Genomic DNA, 22,367 nt, shown 5'->3' on the forward strand with positions numbered 1-22,367 from the left:
CATTTAAAGAAAGCGTAACAGCTCACTGGTCTAAATAAGGGTCTTTGCGCCGAAAATGTAACGGGGCTGAAGCCATGCACCGAAGCTGAGGATGTGTAGCAATACACGTGGTAGCGGAGCGTTCCGTAAGCTGATGAAGGGAGACCTGTGAGGGCTCCTGGAGGTATCGGAAGTGCGAATGTTGACATGAGTAACGATAAAGAGGGTGAGAGACCCTCTCGCCGAAAGACCAAGGGTTCCTGCTTAAAGTTAATCTGAGCAGGGTTAGCCGGCCCCTAAGACGAGGCGGACACGCGTAGTCGATGGGAACCACGTTAATATTCGTGGGCCTGGTGGTAGTGACGGATTGCACAAGTTGTTCATTCTTATTGGATTGGATGGGCAGCGGAGCGGTTCCAGGAAATAGCTCCACCGTATAGACCGTACCCGAAACCGACACAGGTGGTCAGGTAGAGTATACCAAGGCGCTTGAGAGAACTATGTTGAAGGAACTCGGCAAATTGCACGCGTAACTTCGGAAGAAGCGTGACCCCATGCTAGGCAACTATTATGGGGTGGCACAGACCAGGGGGTAGCGACTGTTTATCAAAAACACAGGGCTCTGCGAAGTCGCAAGACGACGTATAGGGTCTGACGCCTGCCCGGTGCTGGAAGGTTAAGAGGAGAGGTGCAAGCTTTGAATCGAAGCCCCAGTAAACGGCGGCCGTAACTATAACGGTCCTAAGGTAGCGAAATTCCTTGTCGGGTAAGTTCCGACCTGCACGAATGGCGTAACGACTTCCCCGCTGTCTCCAACATAGACTCAGTGAAATTGAATTCCCCGTGAAGATGCGGGGTTCCTGCGGTCAGACGGAAAGACCCCGTGCACCTTTACTATAGCTTTACACTGGCATTCGTGTCGGCATGTGTAGGATAGGTGGTAGGCTTTGAAGCGGGGACGCCAGTTTCCGTGGAGCCATCCTTGAAATACCACCCTTATCGTCATGGATGTCTAACCGCGACCCGTCATCCGGGTCCGGGACAGTGTATGGTGGGTAGTTTGACTGGGGCGGTCGCCTCCGAAAGAGTAACGGAGGCGCGCGATGGTGGGCTCAGACCGGTCGGAAATCGGTCGTCGAGTGCAATGGCATAAGCCCGCCTGACTGCGAGACTGACAAGTCGAGCAGAGACGAAAGTCGGTCATAGTGATCCGGTGGTCCCGCGTGGAAGGGCCATCGCTCAACGGATAAAAGGTACGCCGGGGATAACAGGCTGATGACCCCCAAGAGTCCATATCGACGGGGTTGTTTGGCACCTCGATGTCGGCTCATCGCATCCTGGGGCTGGAGCAGGTCCCAAGGGTTTGGCTGTTCGCCAATTAAAGCGGTACGTGAGCTGGGTTCAGAACGTCGTGAGACAGTTCGGTCCCTATCTGCCGTGGGTGTAGGAATATTGACAGGATCTGTCCCTAGTACGAGAGGACCGGGATGGACATATCTCTGGTGGACCTGTTGTCCTGCCAAGGGCATAGCAGGGTAGCTATATATGGACGGGATAACCGCTGAAGGCATCTAAGCGGGAAACCCACCTGAAAACGAGTGTTCCCTATCAGAGCCGTGGAAGACGACCACGTTGATAGGCCGGGTGTGGAAGTGCGGCAACGCATGAAGCTTACCGGTACTAATAGCTCGATCGGCTTGATCGTTCTCATTGACTATGCTCATCTCAAGGCGACCGCAAAGCGGTCGTCCGGATCGATGATGCTTGAAGACGTGTTCAAATAAAACGATGTGAAAACATCACCAGCTTCTCAAACATTAAGTTGCGCTTTGCCGACCTGGTGGTTATGGCGGGGTGGCTGCACCCGTTCCCTTTCCGAACACGGCCGTGAAACGCCCCTGCGCCCATGGTACTTCGTCTTAAGACGCGGGAGAGTAGGTCGCTGCCAGGTCTGCTAATCGCAACTCAATATCTTCTCTGAACACCAAACGGCCCATGCCGTCACTAAAGGGCCGCTTAACGCGGCCTTTTGTGTTAATATACTGCCGCAAATCAAAACGATTTGCGATGGCGCGGGGTGGAGCAGCCCGGTAGCTCGTCAGGCTCATAACCTGAAGGCCGCAGGTTCAAATCCTGCCCCCGCAACCAAATCTCTTCCCAGATACAAAGATCCAAGCCTGCCCCCTCGGCAGGCTTTTTTGATTCAAGAACAGGCCTGCTGCCGATAGCTCCGATCCGAACGAGTATCTTCGCCATGGGCTCGAACCGGTTCTCTCAGCAGCGACCATCATTCCGAAGCGTCAGTCCTGCCTTACGGAGTCCCTCAACGCGGAATGGCAGGACGCGCCGGCGGCGTTCGATCGAGAACGCCGTTCCCGTTCGGCGCCATCTGCGTTCGTCTGCATGACCGATCACTAAAATAGGCTCGTGCCTCTATTCGCAACGATCGCGGCTCAAAATCAAAGATCTTGCCGTTTTGTACGTAAAGCCATCCGAACGCATTTCCGCGATATGAAAACCTCATCAATGCAGGAGCGACCGGCGTTTTTCGCTGAGATGGCGTAGCCGGTTTCCGGCAGAAATGTCTTCGGCGACTGCGCGGATACGTTCGAGCGCGGCGCCTGCCTTGGCGGCATAGTTGAGAGCGGTTGGGGAGAGGATATCGAATTTTCATGTCCACTTTTGCTTGCCTTCCCTCGTCGGTAGCAAGGTATCAAAAACGCATAACTATACTTTGGCGTTCTAGGTCGCCACGGGGCAACGATCACAGATTGCGGAAAAATGTGGATTCGATAGATATCAATTCGGGCTAAGACGGATTTGCGACAGTAAAATAATCCCATCTCCAAGTATACGTCCGCAGCACTCGGCAGGCGCGTGCGAGAGGGGTTGCCACAGTCATTGCTCGACAGGGGAACTATCTCAAATGCTTTTCTGCTCAATATTAAAGTATCGTCGTACATGACTGCTTCACGACAAAATGTACTGAAATATTACGGCTCTAAGTTTTCCTGTAACGAGGCCATATGTAACGCTTAAGTATTCAGTTCAGTAAAAATGCAACCACGGTGTTGTAAATCATGGTTTTTCCTCCCTAAAACTAATTACTTTGGGCCATTTCCTTCCTTCTCAATCCGTATTAACATAATTAAGAAATGTCTAAAAAAATAACGCGGTGACATCAGGGACCGGCATTTCATAATAACCAGTACCCGCCATCGCTGGACGTTTGAGTAAAGTGTAACGCAAGGGGAGGCGTATATGTTCATGACAGGCTCAGGAATGGAGAATGCGGACCAGAGTCGGAAGTTGGGTACGTCCGCAGATACTATAATGGTGGTGGCCAGGGCGGATTTATTTTCGGAATGCATGGCCGAAGCACTGGGAAAGAAATTTCCGAACTGTGAAGTTGCAAGTATAACGAGCGTAAAGCCGATGCTGGAAAAAGATAGCAGCGACATGAAGCTCGTTTTATTCTATCACATACCTGGTCCAGAGCTCCATGAGGCGCTGCACGCGGTCCGCGAAAATCATCCGGAAACCTCGATCGGTCTTGTCGTCGAAGCGATCGACATGCTCGAACCCTATGTCCGGCGGCTGGTGGAGGCAAGAATCATCGACGGCGTCCTGCCGCTCAACCTTAGGCTCGACGTCTTCATGGCTGCCGTGGATCTATTGATGAAGGGCGGCGAGCATTTCCCTTCCGCGCTCCTCAATCGCCTTGCCAATAAGAACGACCAGCTGGAGCCTTCGCTCTATCAGACGAAATCGGTCGACGCGGCACGCAACAACGCGCTCAAGCTGAGGCGCGACAGCATCTCCTCATTGACGACCCGGGAGGTTCAGATCCTGGATCTCATCTGCAAGGGGACCCAGAACAAGATCATCGCCGACAAGCTCCACCTTTCCGAAAACACCGTGAAGGTTCACGTTCGCAACATCTACAAGAAGATGAACGTACGTAACCGCACAGAAGCCGCGTCCCGTTTCTTCAACGAACACCCTGTCGGCGAAGACGACATGTCCGGGCGGTGGCGCAATTGATCTAACGCTGTTGCTTCAGATCGAGGGACGCGCAAAGCAGCGCGACTTCTGTCCGAAGCCGCTTGGAGAGCAGATATAAGGCGCCGAGCCATGATAGGCGACGGCGCGGACCGGTGTAGGCGCCTGGCGTTCGGTCGCACTCGCCGGATAGGCGTAGGCCCTGGAGACGCGCGGCGCCTCGAGCACGACAGCGATATCGTCGCCGGCGATCGTGCAGGCCGTCTGTCCGATCGCGAGCAGCATCGTTCCCCAGACAAGCACAACAGAAGAACGGAACGGACGCCGGCTTTTCACCTGCGCTGCAGCTTGACTTTTCCGCATGGCCAAAACCCCTCGCATATGGCGCTTCCGAATGCAGTCCGGCCGTACAGTCGAGCACGGCCAACCTCTCTCGTTCCCTCGTATATTAGCTTCATGGAGCGAAGCTTGAGCAGCAAAGGCAGGCATTTCGACGGCGAAGTATTATAGATGATTAATCATTTGTTATTTTAAAGAATAGTTGAGTAATTATTTTGGATACTTAGGATTTTTAAAGTTGACCGCAGCCGTGACGGTCTTATTATTTTAATAGTAATTCGGTTGTCTGAAGAGTAATTCCAAAGTTGTTCAAGGATCTATTCTTCAATTCGTGAATATCTTATCGGATAACCGAGGAATGAATTGCTTACCGAACAAAAAGACTAGATACATGGGAAGGAGTTTGTAATGCGTCATTTCGTTCCCAACGAAGGCTATTCTGAAGGGGCAGGCAAGCCGGGACTCCGGGGACAGGGCACCGCTCTGGTGAATGGTGGAGCTGGATTCCTTGGTTCGCATCTCTGTGAAAGGCTTCTGGAGCGCGGCCACCGCGTCATATGTCTCGACAATTTTTCCACCGGTCGCGGTTCGAATGTCGAGCATCTCCTATCGAACGCCCGTTTCCACATCATCGATCACGATGTTCGCCAGCCCTTCGATATCGAAGCATCGCTGATCTTCAATTTCGCCTCTCCCGCTTCTCCGCCAGATTACCAGCGGGATCCGGTGGGAACGATGCTCACCAACGTGCTCGGCGCCGTCAACACCCTGGATTGCGCGCGCAAAACAGGCGCGACCGTGGTTCAGTCGTCGACATCGGAAGTCTATGGCGACCCGAACCAGAATCCACAGCACGAATCCTATTGCGGCAATGTCAACCAGATCGGGCCGCGCGGCTGCTACGATGAAGGCAAGCGCAGCGCCGAGACCTTGTTCTTCGATTATCACAGGACCTACGGTGTCGACATCAAGGTCGGCCGCATCTTCAACACCTATGGACCGCGTATGCGCCAGGACGACGGTCGGGTCGTCTCCAATTTCATCGTGCAGGCGCTGCGCAATGATGACCTGACGATCTATGGCGATGGCGAGCAGACGCGCTCTTTCTGCTATGTCGACGATCTCGTCGAGGGTTTCCTGCGCTTCTCCGCCGCCGGCAGCGCCTGCATCGGTCCGATCAACCTCGGCAACCCGGCCGAGATCACCGTTCGCCGCCTGGCAGAAATCGTCCTGGAGCTGACGAACTCCCGCTCGCGGATCGTCCACCTGCCCAGGGTCACCGACGACCCGCGCCAGCGGCGGCCGGATATTTCCCGCGCCCTGGCCGATCTGGGCTGGCAGCCACTGGTCGGACTCGAAACCGGGCTGGTACGCACCGTCGATTATTTCGACGCGCTGCTTTCCAGCGAGAAGAAGGCGGAGGTCGTATGAGATGCTCCGCTACATTCTCGTCACCGGCGGCGCCGGTTTCATAGGCAGTCATATCTGCAAAGCGCTGTCGCGCGCCGGCATGGTTCCGGTCACCTACGACAATCTCTCCACCGGACATGCGGACAGCGTCCGCTGGGGGCCGCTCATTCGGGCCGAACTCGGCGATGCCGTCGCGCTGCGCCGGACGCTGGCGGAATTTTCGCCAGAATGCGTCATCCACTGCGGCGCCAATGCCTACGTCGGCGAATCCGTCGACATGCCCAGGAAATATTACCGGAACAACGTCGTCGGTAGCCTCACCCTGCTCGAAGCCTGTCTCGACCAGGACATCGACCGGATCGTCTTTTCGAGCAGCTGCGCCACCTATGGCATTCCCGCCTCACTGCCGATCCGGGAGGAAAGCCCGCAGCAGCCGGTCAATCCCTATGGCCGCACCAAGCTGATCTTCGAGATGGCGCTCGAAGACTTTGCCGCAGCCTATGGCATTCGTTTTGCAGCGCTGCGTTATTTCAACGCCGCCGGGGCCGATCCCGAAGGCGAGCTTGCCGAGCGTCACCAACCCGAGACGCATCTCATTCCTCGCGCCCTTCTCGCTGCCGCCGGCAGACTGGACCGGCTCGATATCTTCGGCACCGACTATCCGACGGAGGACGGAACCTGCGTTCGCGACTATATCCATGTCAGCGATCTCGCTCAGGCGCATCTTGCCGCCGTCAATCATCTGATAGAGGACGGGGAATCGCTCAGCGTCAATCTCGGTTCCGGCCGCGGCACCTCGGTGCGCGAAATTCTTGAAGCGATCTACCGCACGACCGGCCGGGAGGTTCCCGTCCGCTATCGCGCTCGCCGTCCCGGCGATCCGCCGATCCTCTTTGCCAATACGGCAAGGGCGCAGGCGGAACTCCGTTTCACACCCGTGCTCTCGGATATCGATACGATCATCCGCACCGCCAGTCCCACCTTCGGACTTGAGGTGAGAGCATGAGCGAGGCATCGCAGATCGGCTGCGGTGCCAGGATGGCGAAAGCGGACATGTTCGATCCTGTCTTCATCGGCCGGAATCGTGTCGTTTATGGCCTCGGCATCTTCTCCTGGCTGGCGGCACTCGGCTATTTCTGGATCTGGTGGTGCCAGTCCGTCCATATCATTTCCTGGCCAGCCTTCGTGCTGGTCACTCTCGTCGTTGCCTGGATCACGCTCGTGCCGGCTTATTTCATTCTGATCTTCCTTGATGCGAGGACGGTCAGTCCCACGGCACGCCTGCCGGAGGGTCGGGTGGCGATGGTCGTCACCAAGGCGCCGTCCGAGCCCTTCGCCGTCGTCCGCGCCACGCTTCAGGCGATGCTCGACCAGGTCGGCGTCGATTTCGATGTCTGGTTGGCCGACGAGGATCCGTCGGAGGAAACCAGACGCTGGTGCGCCGAGCACGGCGTGCTGATCTCCACCCGAAAGGGCGTGGCGGAATATCACCGCACCACCTGGCCGCGCCGAACGCGCTGCAAGGAGGGCAACCTCGCCTATTTCTACGACAATTTCGGCTATGCGCGTTACGATTTTGTCGCCCAGTTCGATGCCGATCATGTGCCGACGCCGACCTATCTCCGGGAAATCCTGCGTCCCTTTGCCGACCCCGAGATCGGCTATGTCTCGGCTCCCAGCATCTGTGACGCCAATGCCGGGACAAGCTGGGCGGCGCGTGGCAGGCTCTACGCGGAGGCAAGCCTGCACGGTTCGCTGCAGACCGGCTACAATAATGGCGGGGCGCCGCTCTGCATCGGCTCGCATTATGCGGTTCGTACATCGGCCCTCCGCCAGATCGGCGGCCTCGGCCCCGAGCTTGCCGAAGACCATTCGACGACGCTGATGATGAATGCCGGCGGCTGGCGCGGCGTTCACGCCGTCGATGCGATCGCCCATGGCGATGGGCCCGCGAATTTTGCCGATCTCGTCGTCCAGGAGTTCCAGTGGTCGCGCAGCCTCGTCACCATTCTGTTGCAGCATTCCCGCCACTATGTCCCACGTCTGCCCTGGCGGCTGAGATTCCAGTTCCTGTTCTCGCAGCTTTGGTATCCACTCTTTTCGGCATTCATGGCCGTGATGTTCCTGCTGCCGGTTGCGGCCCTGCTGACGGGCCAGGTCTTCGTCAACGTGACCTATCCGGATTTCCTGCTGCATTTCACGCCGATATCGATCGTGCTGACGCTGTTTGCCCTCTTCTGGCGGGCAACGGGCACCTTCAGGCCGTACAATGCGAAACTGTTCGGCTGGGAGGGGATGGCCTTCATCTTCATGCGCTGGCCGTGGTCGCTCGCCGGCAGTCTTGCTGCCGTGCGCGATCATATTTGCGGCTCCTTCGTCGATTTTCGCATCACGCCGAAGGGACGGCAGCAGCAGCGGTCTTTGCCGCTTCGGGTGATCGCGCCCTATATCGGGCTCGCCGGCCTTTGCACCATCGCCATGGCGCTCGCCAGCGAGGCCGCTGCCGCCCAGGGCTTTTATATCTTCGCTGCAATGAATCTGGCGATCTATTTGTCACTGACGGTGTTGATCGTCGTTCGCCATGCGATCGAAAACGATCTGCCACTGCTGCCGCAATCGCGCGGGCTGTGGCTTGCGACCGCCACCGGACTTGCGATCTGCATTACCGGCGGCATGCAGGCGGGCAGCCATGGCTTGCGCAGCCTCGAGGCGCTTTCCCATGGCCAGACGCTCATCAGTTTCAGTCAATCGCAATTTGCCGTGGCCGGCGCCGGCCTCGGCGGCAAGACCAGGATCGTGAAATTCCGCCTGAAATGGAACGGGTTTGGGAACATCGGCCGGGATGAACAAGGTGTCTGAGCCGGCGGAACCGGCAGGTGTCGAGTAGGAGGATGTAATGAGTATCGGATCGAGATTATATGGAGCGGCCCTCGCACTCAGCCTATGCTTGCCTGTGGTGGCACACGGCGCCGAGGCGGCGGGGAAGGCGGCGCCGACGCCGCTCAGCGCCTATGAGCTCTATCGGATGTATGGCGACAGGACCTGGACCTGGGGCACCGGCGGCGGTCATTTCTTCGCTGAAGGCCGGCGGTTCGTCGCCTGGACCAACGACAAGGGCAAGCAGTCCTTTGCCGAAGGCAGATGGGTGGTCGATGATTTCGGCCAGCTCTGCATGCGCGCCACCTGGACGAATGCAGAGGGTGCAGGCCGCGCCAGCACCTGCTTCGGCCACCAGAAGATCGGCAAGGTCATCTATCAGCGGCGCCAGCCGGACGGCAATTGGTACGTGTTTCGCCATGCGACGGCGCGGGATGATGATGAATTTCGCAAGCTCATTCCTGTGGATACCGTGAGCGCGAAGGCGCTCGAACTGAAGCAGGTCCTGCTGAGCCAGGAAGTAGCCCGATAAGGAGGGCGAGCCATGAAGACGCTGACAAAAAAACACCTCTCGACCGTCGCGATGGCCCTGTTGTTGCTGTCAGTCGCGGATCTGCCGGGCCGAAGCGAAATGCAATATGCCGGCATTGTCCCGAACCCGGCGGCGAGCGTACGCACGATCACCGATAAACGCCCCGTCGTTCATGCCGACGGCATCAAGTTCGGCGCCTACGATCCGAACGGCGATTTCGGTGCGCAGGCGAATGTCGCGACGGAACACCTGTTCCTGCCCTGGGAGGACGTTGATTTGGAAACGCTGCGCGTCGCCGATGCCTACGCGCTGGCGAGAGGCCGCAATCTGCTGATCACGGTGGAACCCTGGTCGTGGGACGTCAATTGGCGGCTGAGCTCCAACGAGCTTCGCCGAAAGGTCCTGCGCGGCGACTACGATGTCAACATGCGTGCGATCGCCCAGATGATATCCCAGCTGAAAAGCCCGGTGGTCCTCCGCTGGGGACAGGAGATGGAGGACAAATCAGGGCAGTTCTCATGGTCCGGCTGGAACCCGCAGGACTACATCGCGGCCTACCAGCGGATGATGGACATCGTCCGCGAGGAAGCGCCCGGGACGGAGCTCATGTGGTCGCCGAAGGGGGAACCCGGCCTCGACGCCTACTATCCCGGCGACAAATATGTCGATGTTGTCGGGCTCTCGGTCTTCGGTCTGGAGCGCTACGACGAGCTTGCCTACAACAAGCACCGGACATTCTCCGAGGCGCTGAAGCAGGGCTATGATCTCGTCGCCGGCTACGGAAAGCCCATCTGGGTGGCGGAACTCGGCTATCAGGGCGGCGATGCCTACATGAAGCCCTGGATCGAAACCGCTACGCTGAAGCAGAGCGCTTTTCCGAATCTGCAGGAGGTGGTCTATTTCAACGACCGGGACGTGCATGCCTGGCCGTTTAACCTCGGCCGGCCGGATTGGCGCGTGGTCGAAAGCCTGGCCGCCAACTGACATTCCTGAAAGCAGAAAGGCCCGCCGGGGTTTGCGGGCCTCTCCTCTCATGCCAGGCAAGCGATCATCCCTTGATCGTTGCTTTACCCTCTTCGATGAGCCGGGTTGCCGCATCGGCGGGTGAGACCCGCTCGAAGGCGAGCTCGTCGCAGAGCGGGCGCAGCACGCGCTGGTCGAACTGCGTCGACCCCATCGGCGCCGGCGCCGGGTATTCGCCAACCTGATCCTTGAGAAGATTGACGTATTTGACCGTCTCCTGCTCGGTCGGGTTGAGCTGCGGCAGAATGGCTTCGCGCACCGTCGGCGACATCGGCACGCCGCGCTCGACGCCAAGGATCTTGCCGGCCTCGACGTCGTTGACGAAGAAGTCGATGAACTTGGCGGCCGCTTCGCCATTCTTTGTCGTGGCACCGACGCTCCAGGTCAGCGCGGGACGGTAATAATGGCCCGACGGCCCACCCTTCTTCTCGCGCGGCAGCGTGGTGATGCCGATCTTGTTCTTGATGATCAACTGATAGCCGATCATCTGGTTGGAATAGGCCATGCCGATCGCCGACTTGCCGAGCGCCAGGCAATTGGTGTCGATCGTATTCTGGTCGAGCGTCTGCACGTCTGCGGCGACCGTGCCGCCCTTCTTGCGCAGGTCCTCCCAATAGCTGAACCATTCCTTGGCGTCGTCGGCGGTAAAGCCGAGGGTGCCGCCTTGGTAGAGGCTCTTGCCGCGCTGGCGCAGCCAGGCATCGAAGACGTAAGCATAGCGCGCCGCATAGGGCCCGCCGGCAAAGCCCTCCTTGCCCCCGGCCTTCGTCAGTTCGACGGCAAGCTTGGCATATTCATCCCAGGTGAGGTCGGTTGTCGGCAGCGGCAAGCCGGCTTTTTCGAAGAAGACGGTGTCGAAGAACATCGCGAATGAGTTGAGGCCGAGCCCGATGCCGTAGAGCTTGCTGTCGACGGTGGTGAGCTTCAGCATGTCGGCGCCGAAGGACTGGACCTTCAGCGTCGCGGGCACGAATTCGTCGAGCGGCAGGCAGGCGCCGCGTTTCGAATAGTCCGAGATCGTGCTTGGCTCCAGCTGGAAGACGTCTGCGATGGCGCGGCCGGCCATCTGGGTTGCGAGTTTCGTCCAGTAACCGTCGCCGGAGAGCGATTCCCCGACCACGGTCACGCCGGGTGTTTTCGACTGGTAGAGCTTGGCGACATCGAGCGTGCGTTTGGCGCGGTCGTTGGAGCCCCACCACATGGCCCGGAGCTGCGTGTCTTCGGCAAAGGCCGGAACGGCGCTTCCCGCGCCGAAGGCGAGCCCGGCTGCTACCCCGGCAGAACCCATCAGGAATGAACGGCGATTGACCTGCATGATATCCTCCTTGTTCCCAATATGCCCTCTGCCGCCCCTCCAACGGCGTGCCGGGGCATTTCGGCGATCAGAGTACGCAAAAATATCTTCTTTGCAAGAAATAATGAATGTCTTGCAAATTTGCATTATTTGCATAGTGTTTGACTTATGAGCGATCAGAAAACCAGACGGCCGCGGCAGGCCGACATAGCCACCCTGGCCGGCGTCTCCGTCTCCACGGTTTCGCGCGTGCTGGCGAATGAACCGGGCATCAGCGAGACTGTCCGCCGTCAGATATTGAAGGTGGCGGCCGAGCACGGCTATCCGGTCAAAGCCGCTACTGAAACCGTTGCCGGCGGGCTGGCGCTGATTGCCAGCGACGGCGTCACGGGCGGGCTCAGCATCTTCTACGAAGCGATCGTCGAAGGCCTGCGCGCAGGGGCCGCCGATGCGGGCATGCCCTTCGATATCCGGCTGGTCCGTGAGGATCGCACGACGCCGGAAGCCGTGCGCGACTATATGCAGGCCGCGGGCGCCGAGGGTCTTTTCCTTGTCGGCATCGATCCCAACGAGCCGCTGCGTGACTGGCTGGCGGAAAGCACGACGCCGACCGTTCTCGTCAACGGCACCGATCCCAGGATGCACTTCGACGGCGTTTCGCCGGCCAATTTCTTCGGCGCTTACGAGGCGACCAGCCGGCTCCTGAAAGCCGGTCATCGCCGCATCCTGCACCTCACCGGCTCCCATCGCCACACGATCCGCGAGCGCATACGCGGTTTCGAGGCTGCGATCGCCGCGGTGCCAGGTGCTGAGGGCCGTCTCGTGCCCATGGTCTTCCAGGGGAACGCCAGCCGCGAGGCGCATGAACGCACGACCGCTGCACTCGCTGAGGATGCCGGCTTTACAGCCGCCTTCTGCATGAATGATTTCATCGCCGTCGGCGTGCTCGAGGCTGTCATCGAGGCTGGTCTGCGCGTACCGGAGGATTTCGCGATCGTCGGCTTCGACGATCTGCCCTGCGCGCTGATGACCAATCCGCGGCTTTCCACCATGCGCGTCGATCGCGCTACGCTCGGGCGCGAGGCCATTTCACTGATGCTGACCCGCTTCCGCAACAGAACGGCAGCGGCCCGCCACATCTGCCAGGCGGTCGTCCCCGTTGCGGGAGGAACCGTTGCAAATACTGAAAAACCTTGAGAGGTGCCGATGACCTATGATCCCGCCAGCGCCAACCCGCTTGCCGGCAATCCTTTGGAAACCCGCGCCGATATGAGCCGAGCCTTGCTCGCGCTCTTCGATCCGCTGCTGTCCTGTTTCTCGCAAGGCAATGCCCGCGTCAGGCTCAATGGCGCCGCCGCCCATTTCGACCGGGCGGCCGCCGATCTCGAAGGCTTCGCCCGCCCGCTCTGGGGATTGGCGCCGCTCGGCGCCGGCGGAGGAGACTTTCCCTATTGGCATCGTTTTGCCGAAGGCCTCGCAAACGGTACCGATCCTGCCCATCCCGAATATTGGGGAACGGTCAATGGCCGCGACCAACGCATGGTCGAGCTTGCCGCCTTGGGCTTTGCCCTGGCGCTGGTGCCGGAAAAGATCTGGGAGCCGCTCGATCAGCGCGCCCGCGGCAATATCGTCGCCTACCTCAAGCATGCCAGGCAATTCGACTATGCCGACAACAACTGGAAATTCTTCCGCATCTTCGTCGATATCGCGCTCGACCGCCTCGGCGCCGATTTCGATCGCAGCCTGACGTGGCAATATCTGGAGGAGCTCGAAGGTTTCTATATCGGCGACGGCTGGTATCGCGACGGAAACGTGCGCCGCGTCGACCACTACATTCCCTTCGCCATGCATTTCTACGGCCTCATCTATTCGAAGCTCGTCGATGACGATTATGCCAAGCGCTACCGCGAGCGCGCCATCCTCTTCGCCCGGGACTTCCGCCATTGGTTTGCGGCCGACGGGGCCACGATCCCCTTCGGCCGCAGTCTGACCTATCGTTTTGCCTGCGCGGGCTTCTGGTCGGCGCTTGCCTTCGCCGATGTCGAGGCCTTGCCCTGGGGCGAGATCAAGCATCTCTGCCTGCAGCATCTGCGCTGGTGGAAGGACAAGCCGATCGCCGATCGCGACGGCGTGTTGTCGATCGGCTTCGGCTATCCGAACCTGCTGATGTCGGAGAGCTACAATTCCGCCGGCTCGCCCTACTGGGCTCTCAAGGCTTTCCTGCCGCTCGCGCTCGCCGGGGACCATCCTTTTTGGACCGCCGACGAAAAGACGCCGGAGCCGGCACCTGAGATCGTGCCCCAGCGTCATCCCGGCATGGTGATGATGCGGGCAGGCGGTGACGTCGTGGCGCTATCCTCCGGCCAGGAAAACCTGCAGATGCGATTCGGCACGGAAAAATACGCGAAGTTCGCCTATTCCACGCGCTACGGCTTCAGTGTCGAATCCGATGAACGCGCCTTTGCGCTTGCCGCCTTCGATTCGATGCTCGCTTTCAGCGATGACGGCCTGCACTACCGCGTACGCGAAACGAACCAGGAAGCCCGGCTCGCCGGCGATGTGCTTCATTCGAAATGGACGCCTTTCCCCGATGTCGACGTCGAAACCTGGCTCTTGCCCGCCGCCCCCTGGCATATCCGCCTCCACCGGATCAGGACGGACCGGCCGCTACGGATTGCCGAAGGCGGCTTTGCCATCTCCCGTCGGGATTTCGAGCTGGATACGCTGTCGGCTTCGGAAGGGGCAGCCTACGCGATCGGCGAGGCCGATTTCACCGGTATTCTCGACCTCGGCTCGTCGGTCAAACGCTCGGGCCTTGCCCAGAAGGCCCAGCCCAACACCAATGTGATCGTGGCGAAGACCATTGTGCCGCAACTGCGTGGTCAGATTCCGGTCGGCGAGACCATCCTGGTGACAGCGGTGCTGGCGCTCGATGATCCCGCTGCCGTCTCGTCCGCCTGGACTCAGCCGCCGAAAGCGCCGGACCTTGCGGCGCTGGAAGGTCTGGTGAGAGAAAAGGGCGTGACCGTCAGCGCCATCGAAGCGCCGGGACAGATGCCATGAGCCGTCCGGCCATCGTCCTTGCCATGGAACCATCGCGTACGGAGCATGTCCTGCCCGACGAGGTCCTGCGCCGGCTCAACACCATCGGCCGCCTGCTGGACCCCGAACCGCTGCAGCGCCTCGACGATGGGCGGGCAAGACGCCTGCTCTCCGAAGCCGAAGTCCTGATCACCGGCTGGGGCGCCCCCTATGTTGGACCCGAGCTTCCCGCTGCCGCGCCGCGGCTTCGCCTCATCGTGCACGCAGCCGGCACGGTGAAGGGCATCATCGACGAAGCCATCTTCGAAACCGCCACCATTGCGGTCAGCCATTCGGCCGAGGCCAATGCCGTGCCGGTTGCCGAATTCACGCTTGCCGCAATCCTCTTCGCCGGCAAACGCGCCTTCCGTTTCCGCGATCTCTATGTCGCCGACCGCAACCGCGATCGGACCTATCCGATGCAGCGCGAAGCAATCGGGAATTATGGCCGCACCGTCGGCATCGTCGGCGCCTCGCGCATCGGCAGGCGGGTGATCGAACTGTTGAAACCCTTCGACTACCGGCTGCTGCTGTTCGATCCCATGCTCGATGCCGCCGAGGCAGCCGGACTGGGAGCGGAAAAGGTCGATCTCGACGAGTTGATGCAAAGGGCGGATATCGTTTCGCTGCATGCGCCGTCGCTGCCGTCGACGCGGCACATGATCGATGCGCGAAGGCTATCGCTGATGAAGGACGGGGCAACGCTCATCAACACGGCACGCGGCATTCTCATCGATGAGGCCGCCCTGCTTTTGAAGCTGAAGACCGGCCGCATCGACGCGGTCATCGATGTGACCGATCCGGAAATTCCTGAAGTGGGTTCGGCCTTCTACGATCTGCCGAACGTCTTCCTGACGCCGCATATCGCTGGTGCCATCGGCCTGGAACGGGCCCGTCTCGGCGAGATGGCGGCAGATGAGGTCGAGCGCTTTGTGGCCGGCCGGCCGCTGCTCTACCAGATCCATCGGGAGAATCTCGAAAACATCGCCTGACGCATGCCGCGTCAAGCGGGTGCTGCGGTCAGCGCGTCCTCAGCGAATTCGGCGAACCGTCATTGGCAAGCTCGGGCATCAGCTCGGCGATGTCGACCACCTTGCCGGTGCGCGAGCTTGTCAGCGCGGCAATGCCGCAGAGCACGGACATGGCGCCCGCCCGCGTGCCGGCGCGTTGGGCGAGCCGGTCTTCCATATCCGGCTTGAAGATCATGTTGCGCATCCGGTCGTCGCCGCCGTAATGGCCGCCGGTGAAATGCGGCACGACGATGCGCTCCACGGCCTCTTTGCCGTTCGGGAAATTGCGGATGAGCAGGATCGTATCCTGCTTCGGCTCTTCCCAGGGCTGGGCCTCATATTGGCGGATTTCGATGCGGCCCTTCGTTCCGTTGAAGGCCAGGTGATGGCCTTCGATCGGCTGGAACGTGTTCAGCGAATAGGAGACATGGACGTTGTTGCGGTAGCGGAGGGAAACGACCATCGTATCGGGAATATCGATGTCTTCGCGGAAAACGCAGCCGTCCCGGAAATAGCCGTCAATCTTCGAAGGGTCCTCGTAAAGCGAATCGAGGAAGGGATCGGCTTCGAGATCGAGATAGTAGTCGCATTCCTGCGCATGCGGACAGAGCTTGCAGCGAGGCCCACGGAACGGGCCTTTGCGGCCATAGTTCTGGAGATCAGCGAAGGAGGTGACGGCCTCGGGATCGCTGTCGAGATACCAGTTCAGCAGATCGAAATGGTGGGTCGCCTTGTGGACGAACAGGCTACCGGAATTTTCCGCATAGGCATGCCAGCGGCGGAAATAGTCGGCGCCATGCTTGGTGTTCAAGTACCAGTGAAAGTCGACGGAGGTGACCCGGCCGATCTCGCTGGCATTGAGCAACTCCTTGATCTTTGCGGCCGTCGGCGCATAACGATAGTTGAAGGAGACGTCGACCCGACGGCCGGTGCGCTTTTCAGCGTCCAGAATCCGGCGAATCTTCTCGACCGAGGTGGTCATCGGCTTTTCGGTGATGACGTCGATGCCGGACTCCAGCGCCCGCACGACGATATCGTCATGGGTATGGTCGGGCGTGCAGACGATGACCAGATCCGGCTTCTGTTCGGCGAGCATGGAATCGATGTTTTCATAGAGCGGAGCATTGCTGCCGATCATGTTGCGCGCGCGCTCGCCGCGCAGCGAATTCTTCTCGACGATCGCCGTCAGGTCGACATGCTCGCGCCAGCCGGCAAGCAGGTCCTTGCCCCACATGGTCGTGCCGCGGTTCCCGGTGCCGATCAGGGCAAAACGGCGTTTCTCCATCGAATGATCCTCCTGCATGCATGATGAAACGAATACTGAAATCAGGCCTGGCAACAGCTTCGGAAGCGTTCGACGCAGGTGGCTATCACCTCGTCGGCGGGCCGCTTCCACCAGTTTTCGGCCGAAAAGATCTCCACCTCCTGCGCGCCGAAGAAACCGGCGGCTTCGATCATCCGTCTTATGCCCTTGAGGTCGATGAGGCCATCGCCCATCATGCCGCGGTCAAGCAGCATGTCCTTGGTCGGCACCAGCCAGTCGCAGATGTGATGGGCGAAGATGCGGTTCATGCGCCCGGCGCGGGCAATCTGACTGGCGAGATCGGGATCCCACCAGACATGGTAGACGTCGATCGCAACGCCGACGTCTTCGCCGAGTTCATTGCACATGTCGAGCGCCTGGCCGAGCGTGTTCACACAGGCACGGTCGGCGGCATACATCGGGTGCAGCGGCTCGATGGCGAGCTTCACGCCTGCGGCCTGCGCATGCGGCAAAACGGCGGCGATGCCGTCGAACACCATCTGCCGGGCAGCAGCGATATCCTTCGAACCGCCCGGCAGGCCGCCGACGACGAGCACTAGGCAATCGGCGGAAAACGCCGCCGCCTCATCGATAGCGCGCCTGTTGTCATCGAGATTCTTTTGCCAATCGGCATCGTTTGCCGCCGGGAAGAAGCCGCCGCGGCAGAGCCCGGTCAGCTTGATGCCGTTCGATTTGACGATTCGCACCGCCTCGTCGAGGCCGGCCTTAGCAACCTGGTCGCGCCAGGGTGCGATCGAAGTGATGCCGTGCTTCAGGCAGATATCGACGGCCTCGGCAAAGCCGCATTGCTCGCGGATCGTCGCGAGATTGATCGAAAGTCCTTCGACCTGCATGCCATTTCCTCCCATTACCGCGCCGGCTTTCAGTGGACGCCGTGGACGGCAAGCACCTGTTTCATGCGCGTCGCCGCAAGTTCCGGATCGGTGAGAACCCGCGCCTTGTCGGCCAGCCGGAAGAGTTCGGCCAGATGCGCCAGCGAGCGCGTGCTCTGCTGGCCGCCGACCATGATGAAATGGTCCTGCAGGCCGTTGAGATAGGCAAGGAAGACGACGCCGGTCTTGTAGAAGCGCGTCGGCGCCTTGAAGATGTGGCGCGACAGCGGCACAGTTGGCTCGAGCAGATCGAAGAATTCGCGGTTGCTCTTGCGGCCGAGCGCCTCCAGTGCGGCGGACGCTGCCGGCGCGATCGCATCGAAAATGCCGAGCAGCGCGTCGGAATGGCCCTCTTCATCGCCGGCTATCAGTTCGGCATAGTTGAAGTCGTCGCCGGTATACATGCGCACACTCTTCGGCAATTGCCGGCGCATGGTCACTTCCTTCTCCTTGGAAAGAAGCGAGATCTTGATGCCGTCGACCTTGGTAGCATTGGCTTCAATCACATCAAGGCAGGTGTCCATCGCCTTCAGATGATCGCCATTGCCCCAGTAGCCTTCCAGCGCCGGATCGAACATTTCGCCGAGCCAGTGGATGATGACGGGTTCCTTGACCTGGCGGAGGATGCGGTCATAGACCCTGACATAGTCGTCCGGCCCTTTTGCCGTGATGGCGAGCGCGCGGCTCGCCATCAGGATGATGCGTCCGCCAGCGGCCTCCACCGTTTCGATCTGCTCCTCATAGGCTTTGATAATCGTGTCGATGGTGACGTCGGGGCCGGGCGTCAGATGGTCGGTGCCGGCGCCGCAGGCAATCAGCGCATCCCGGCGGCCGGCGGCTTCGCTAAGTGCGCGGCGGATGAGGTCGCGGGCTTCAGACCAGCCGAGACCCATGCCACGTTGTGCGGTATCCATTGCTTCGGCAACGCCGAGGCCGAGATCCCAGAGCCGGTGGCGGAAGGCGAGCGTGCGATCCCAGTCGATCGCCGGCGTCAGCCATGGATCATTGTTGGCGAGCGGATCGGCGACCACATGCGCGGCAGCAAAGGCGATGCGCGGGAAGCTCTTGGCCTCCCGTTTTCTAAGTTCGATCGGCGTGCTGGTCAGCGTGTAGGGAACGATCTTGCCGTCGAGGGGAAGATTGATCGTGGTCACGGCTCAGAACTCCAGTGCGGGAACATCGAGCCAGCGGCGTTCGGCCCAGGATTTGAGGCCGAGTTCGGCCAGCTGCACGCCCTTGGCGCCTGCTTCCAGGCCATAGGGCCACGGCGCATCTTCGACGACATGGCGGATGAACATTTCCCACTGCGCCTTGAAGCCGTTGTCGAAGGCCTGCGTATCCGGAACCTCGTCCCAGGTCTTGTAGAAGTCGATCGTCTGCGGCTGGTCGGGGTTCCAGACCGGCTTCGGCGTGTTGACACGGTGCTGGCTCCAGCATTTCGTCAGGCCGGCGACGGCCGAACCATGCGTGCCGTCGACCTGGAAGGTGACGAGATCGTCGCGGCGTACGCGCACGGCCCAGGAGGAATTGACCTGCGCGATCGCGCCGCCCTCAAGCTCGAAGGTCGCGTAGGCCGCATCGTCGGTGTCGCAATCGTAGGGCTTGCCCTGTTCGTCGATGCGGCGCGGAATATGCGTGGCGCCAAGGCAGGATACGGCCTTGACCTCGCCGAATAGGTTGTCGAGCACGTAGCGCCAATGGCACAGCATGTCGAGGATGATGCCGCCGCCGTCGGCCTTGCGGTAGTTCCAGGAGGGACGCTGAGCGGGCACGCCCCAATCGCCCTCGAAGACCCAGTAGCCGAATTCGCCGCGTACCGAGAGGATCTTGCCGAAGAAGCCGGAATCCTTGAGCAACGCCAGCTTGCGCAGGCCCGGCAGGAAGAGCTTGTCCTGCACGACGCCGTGCTTGAGCCCGGAGCGGCGCGCCTTGCGGGCGAGATCGATCGCCACCTGCAGGTCGTCGGAAATCGGCTTTTCGCAATAGATGTGCTTGCCGGCGTCGAGCGCTTTCGACAGAAGCTCGGCGCGCATCAGCGTCGTGCCGGCATCGAAGAAGATCGTATCGTCGGGATTGGCGAGAGCGGCATCGAGATCGGTCGACCAGCGCTTGATGTTGTGCTTCTTCGCCAGCTCTTCCATCTTGGCGCCGTTGCGGCCGACGATGATCGGGTCGATCTCGAGTTTTTCGCCGGACTTCAGCGTGATGCCGCCCTGGTCGCGGAAGGCCAGAATCGAGCGCACCAGGTGCTGGTTGTAACCCATGCGGCCGGTAACGCCATGCAAGATGATCCCCAAGCGTGCCATTTTTTCCTCCCTGCAATCTCTCGCTGCGGGAGCGGGCATCCTGCCCTGGCCCTCCCAAGCCGGTAACTAAACAGTTACTTGATGACAGAAGAGCGGCGAACCTGTCAAGAGTCAAATCCTGCTTTCGGGATCTAACCCGGAAAGGCTCTAACGCTTGATCGAAGCGAGCGTGACGTGGACGATATGCTTCTCCCAGGCGCTGAGATGGGCCGGCTCGATCAGGTCGCGGCCGAAAATGGTCGAAAGCGTGTACTGGTTGGAAAGGTAGAAATAGCCGAGCGAGGCAATCGTCAGATAGACATGCAGGGGATCGGCGGCCTCGATGAAGACGCCCTGCTTCTTTCCCTGCTCGAGCACTTGGGAAAGCTCGCCGATCAGATGCGAATGCAGCTCCTTGAGCCGGATGGACTGGCGCAGCCACCGGGCGCGGTGCAGGTTTTCCGTGCCGAGCAGGCTCAGGAACTCCGGGTGCTCGAGGAAATAACGCCAGGTGAAGAGCGCGAGTTCGCCGATGCCTTCCTCGGGGCTGCGATCGCCGATATGCAGCGCGCGCTCGGCTGTGCGGATGCCGACATAGGCCTCTTCGAGCACCCGGAGGTAGAGCTGCTCCTTGTCGCCGAAATAATGATAGAGCATGCGCTTATTGGTGCCGGCGCGCTCGGCGATGGCATCGACACGGGCGCCGCCCATACCGTTTTCGGCAAATTCCCGGGTGGCGGCCTCCAGGATCGCGGCGCGCGTCCGCTCCGGATCGCGCTGGCTCGTCCGCTCCTGGGACGGGCGCCGGGACCTCTTCTTTTCCCCATACTCGCCGCTGTCGTTCATCGCTCCACCCTCCGTCTTCCCGTGTTGCGCTCATAAGCCTTCGGTGCGAAATTGTAAAAACCGAATTTAGAAGGGCTGCCTGCGCGAGCCGACACCGCTTGACATGCTTGCCGCTTTGCCCGTAGCTTGTAACCAATTAGTTATTTGCGCAAGCGTAACTAGTTAGGAAGCGTGTGGAGGCGCTTCCCTTTGGAGGAGGAAAAAATGACCCTACGTGTAAGCAGACGTAATTTCGTTGCGGGAGGGGCCACGCTTCTTTCGCTTTCGGCGCTTGGAACCAGCGCTTTGGCCGAGGAAACGCGCCTGCGTCTCCTGTGGTGGGGCTCGCAGCCGCGCGCCGACCGCACCAACAAGGTCTCGGAGCTTTACAAGACTAAGAATGCCGGCACCGCCATCACCGGTGAATTTCTTGGATGGGCCGATTACTGGCCACGACTTGCAACCCAAGTCGCTGGCCGTAATGCCCCTGACATCATCCAGATGGACTACCGTTATATCGTCGAATATGCCCGGCGTGGCGCCCTCGCCCCTCTGGAATCCTACATGCCGTCGAAGCTGCAGCTCGACGATTTCGACCCTGCGCAGATCGAAGGAGGCAAGGTCGACGGCCATCTTTATGGCGTCAGCCTCGGCGCCAACTCGGCTGCAACCGTGTTGAACACTGTGGCCTTCAAGGAAGCCGGCATCGATATGCCGACGCAGAAGACGACGTGGGAAGAATTCGGCAAGATCGGTGCCGAGATGACCAAGGCCGGTAAGCGCAAGGGTTACTTCGGTTTTGCCGACGGCAGTGGCGTCGAACCGGCCCTCGAAAATTACCTCCGCCAACGCGGCAAGGCGCTCTACACTGCGGACTCAAAGATCGCTTTCGGTCCTGAAGAAGCTACTGAATGGTTCGATATGTGGGCCAAGTTCCGCGAAGCTGGAGCTTGTGTTACCCCTGACATCCAGGCTCTATACAAGGATACGATCGATACCAGCCCGCTCACCGTTGGCAAGGCTGCCTGCGACTATGCACACAGCAACCAGTTCGTCGGTTATCAGGCCATGGTCAAGGACAAGCTCGCCCTGACCAACTACATGCGCATCACCCCAGACTCCAAGGGCGGCCATTACCGCAAGCCTTCGATGTTCTTCTCGGTCTCAGCGCAGTCGAAGGTGATGGATCAAGCGGTCGACTACGTCAACTTCTTCGTCAAGAATCCGGATGCGGCGGTAATCCTCGACGTCGAACGCGGCATTCCTGAATCAAAGGCAATGCGGGATGTCGTTGCCACCAAGCTTGACGAAACTGGCAAGGTTCCGCTTGCCTACGTCGCCGGGCTCGGCGATCTCGCAGGCCCGCTGCCGCCCCCGCCACCGACCGGAGCAGGTGAAGGCACCCTTATTCTGCGTAACATCGCCGAACAGGTCGCCTTCGGACAGATATCTCCTTCCGACGGCGGCAAGCAGCTTGTCGACGGAATTACGCAAGTTCTCGCACGAGGCTGATC

General features: G+C 60.1%; 17 protein-coding genes, 1 tRNA gene and 2 rRNA genes (1 of these 20 running past the window's edge). 13 read left to right on the forward strand and 7 right to left on the reverse strand.

Annotated features, from left to right (window positions below):
* The 4 genes from NE852_RS22085 to NE852_RS22100 all read left to right on the forward strand — a co-directional run.
* Positions 1–1,684 (forward strand): 23S ribosomal RNA (locus tag NE852_RS22085); it begins 1,114 nt to the left of the window's first position.
* 131 nt (positions 1,685–1,815) lie between these two features.
* A 5S ribosomal RNA gene (gene rrf, locus NE852_RS22090) occupies positions 1,816–1,930 on the forward strand.
* Positions 1,931–2,050: 120 nt separating this feature from the next.
* Positions 2,051–2,127 (forward strand) — tRNA-Met (locus NE852_RS22095).
* A 1,113-nt stretch (positions 2,128–3,240) separates the two neighbouring features.
* Positions 3,241–4,023 (forward strand): response regulator transcription factor, encoded by a 783-nt coding sequence (locus NE852_RS22100; RefSeq protein WP_258156098.1) that lies wholly within the window; start codon positions 3,241–3,243, stop codon positions 4,021–4,023.
* A 15-nt stretch (positions 4,024–4,038) separates the two neighbouring features.
* Here NE852_RS22100 and NE852_RS22105 read toward each other — a convergent pair whose 3' ends face one another.
* Positions 4,039–4,344 carry a hypothetical protein gene (locus NE852_RS22105; RefSeq protein ID WP_037175497.1) on the reverse strand — a complete coding sequence of 102 codons (306 nt, stop codon included), beginning with the start codon at positions 4,342–4,344 and terminating at the stop codon, positions 4,039–4,041.
* Positions 4,345–4,728: 384 nt separating this feature from the next.
* On the opposite strand from NE852_RS22105, the gene NE852_RS22110 reads away from it, so the two are divergent.
* The 5 genes from NE852_RS22110 to NE852_RS22130 are packed head-to-tail and all read left to right on the forward strand — an operon-like array spanning position 4,729 to position 10,123.
* On the forward strand, positions 4,729–5,751 hold the full coding sequence (locus NE852_RS22110) for a UDP-glucuronic acid decarboxylase family protein (RefSeq protein WP_258156099.1): 1,023 nt from the start codon (positions 4,729–4,731) through the stop codon (positions 5,749–5,751).
* A 1-nt stretch (position 5,752) separates the two neighbouring features.
* The gene (gene galE / locus NE852_RS22115) at positions 5,753–6,736 is read left to right on the forward strand and encodes a UDP-glucose 4-epimerase GalE (RefSeq protein ID WP_008536235.1); all 984 of its coding nucleotides are present in this window, start codon (positions 5,753–5,755) and stop codon (positions 6,734–6,736) included.
* Complete coding sequence (locus NE852_RS22120) at positions 6,733–8,589, forward strand: glycosyltransferase family 2 protein (RefSeq protein ID WP_258156100.1); 1,857 nt, start codon at positions 6,733–6,735, stop codon at positions 8,587–8,589. Before galE ends, NE852_RS22120 begins: the two co-directional genes overlap by 4 nt.
* A gap of 37 nt (positions 8,590–8,626) precedes the next feature.
* Positions 8,627–9,139 carry a DUF995 domain-containing protein gene (locus NE852_RS22125; RefSeq protein ID WP_037175483.1) on the forward strand — a complete coding sequence of 171 codons (513 nt, stop codon included), beginning with the start codon at positions 8,627–8,629 and terminating at the stop codon, positions 9,137–9,139.
* A 12-nt stretch (positions 9,140–9,151) separates the two neighbouring features.
* Positions 9,152–10,123, forward strand: coding sequence for a glycoside hydrolase family 26 protein (locus NE852_RS22130; protein WP_258156101.1), 972 nt, complete (start codon positions 9,152–9,154; stop codon positions 10,121–10,123).
* 64 nt (positions 10,124–10,187) lie between these two features.
* Here NE852_RS22130 and NE852_RS22135 read toward each other — a convergent pair whose 3' ends face one another.
* Positions 10,188–11,477: an ABC transporter substrate-binding protein gene (locus NE852_RS22135; RefSeq protein ID WP_258156102.1), complete on the reverse strand. Its 1,290-nt coding sequence runs from the start codon at positions 11,475–11,477 to the stop codon at positions 10,188–10,190.
* Positions 11,478–11,624: 147 nt separating this feature from the next.
* On the opposite strand from NE852_RS22135, the gene NE852_RS22140 reads away from it, so the two are divergent.
* Genes NE852_RS22140 through NE852_RS22150 form a run of 3 tightly spaced genes read left to right on the forward strand, consistent with a single transcriptional unit; the run spans position 11,625 to position 15,529 of the window.
* Positions 11,625–12,653 carry a LacI family DNA-binding transcriptional regulator gene (locus NE852_RS22140; protein ID WP_008536217.1) on the forward strand — a complete coding sequence of 343 codons (1,029 nt, stop codon included), beginning with the start codon at positions 11,625–11,627 and terminating at the stop codon, positions 12,651–12,653.
* Positions 12,654–12,662: 9 nt separating this feature from the next.
* On the forward strand, positions 12,663–14,519 hold the full coding sequence (locus NE852_RS22145) for a DUF2264 domain-containing protein (protein WP_258156103.1): 1,857 nt from the start codon (positions 12,663–12,665) through the stop codon (positions 14,517–14,519).
* Positions 14,516–15,529: a hydroxyacid dehydrogenase gene (locus tag NE852_RS22150; RefSeq protein WP_008536215.1), complete on the forward strand. Its 1,014-nt coding sequence runs from the start codon at positions 14,516–14,518 to the stop codon at positions 15,527–15,529. The genes NE852_RS22145 and NE852_RS22150 overlap by 4 nt, the downstream gene beginning before the upstream one ends.
* Positions 15,530–15,557: 28 nt before the next feature.
* Here the strand turns inward: NE852_RS22150 and NE852_RS22155 are convergent, their stop codons facing one another.
* The 5 genes from NE852_RS22155 to NE852_RS22175 all read right to left on the reverse strand — a co-directional run bounded on the left by NE852_RS22155 (position 15,558) and on the right by NE852_RS22175 (position 20,874).
* Positions 15,558–16,832: a Gfo/Idh/MocA family protein gene (locus tag NE852_RS22155; protein WP_008536213.1), complete on the reverse strand. Its 1,275-nt coding sequence runs from the start codon at positions 16,830–16,832 to the stop codon at positions 15,558–15,560.
* Between the two features lie 41 nt (positions 16,833–16,873).
* Positions 16,874–17,704, reverse strand: a complete 831-nt coding sequence (locus NE852_RS22160; RefSeq protein ID WP_258156104.1) for a sugar phosphate isomerase/epimerase — start codon at positions 17,702–17,704, stop codon at positions 16,874–16,876.
* A 29-nt stretch (positions 17,705–17,733) separates the two neighbouring features.
* On the reverse strand, positions 17,734–18,897 hold the full coding sequence (locus tag NE852_RS22165) for a dihydrodipicolinate synthase family protein (protein WP_008536209.1): 1,164 nt from the start codon (positions 18,895–18,897) through the stop codon (positions 17,734–17,736).
* Positions 18,898–18,900: 3 nt separating this feature from the next.
* Complete coding sequence (locus NE852_RS22170) at positions 18,901–20,049, reverse strand: Gfo/Idh/MocA family protein (protein ID WP_008536208.1); 1,149 nt, start codon at positions 20,047–20,049, stop codon at positions 18,901–18,903.
* 147 nt (positions 20,050–20,196) lie between these two features.
* Positions 20,197–20,874 carry a TetR/AcrR family transcriptional regulator gene (locus NE852_RS22175; protein ID WP_008536207.1) on the reverse strand — a complete coding sequence of 226 codons (678 nt, stop codon included), beginning with the start codon at positions 20,872–20,874 and terminating at the stop codon, positions 20,197–20,199.
* 204 nt (positions 20,875–21,078) lie between these two features.
* On the opposite strand from NE852_RS22175, the gene NE852_RS22180 reads away from it, so the two are divergent.
* Positions 21,079–22,365 (forward strand): ABC transporter substrate-binding protein, encoded by a 1,287-nt coding sequence (locus NE852_RS22180; RefSeq protein WP_008536206.1) that lies wholly within the window; start codon positions 21,079–21,081, stop codon positions 22,363–22,365.
* The last annotated feature ends 2 nt before the right edge of the window (positions 22,366–22,367 follow it).

Origin of the sequence: Rhizobium sp. Pop5 (genome assembly GCF_024721175.1) — a bacterium.
Lineage (GTDB): Bacteria > Pseudomonadota > Alphaproteobacteria > Rhizobiales > Rhizobiaceae > Rhizobium.